Genomic DNA, 335 nt, shown 5'->3' with positions numbered 1-335 from the left:
CCTGGCCAGCGACCCGCGCCTGGCCCTGGCCACCAGCCGGGCCTTCCAGACCTTGCACGGAGGTGAGCTGCGCATCGTGCGGCAACAGGCGATGGACCAACTGCTCGAACGCCTCACTGCGCAACTGCACTGGCGCACCCGCTACCATGAAGACCCTCGCCTGCCACGGGTGGCGCACAAGGCCCGGGAATACCTGCATGCGCACCTGCAGCAAGATGTGGGCATGGATGAACTGGCGCTGGCCTGCGGCGTCGATCGCTTTCGCCTTACCCGCGCCTTCAAGAGCGCCTTCGGCCTGCCACCCCATGCCTACCTGGTGCAACTGCGCCTGGCCC

The 335-nt window shown here is 67.8% G+C and carries 1 protein-coding gene; it reads left to right on the top strand.

Translation table 11 applies throughout. The annotated features are described in order from the left end of the window. Nucleotides 1–335: AraC family transcriptional regulator (locus tag HX846_RS37815; protein WP_178967536.1), on the top strand; the 335-nt coding region annotated here is incomplete at both ends.

The sequence above is a fragment of the Pseudomonas sp. K5002 genome, from assembly GCF_013386655.1.
Lineage (GTDB): Bacteria > Pseudomonadota > Gammaproteobacteria > Pseudomonadales > Pseudomonadaceae > Aquipseudomonas.
This window is presented reverse-complemented; position numbering and strand designations above follow the sequence as displayed.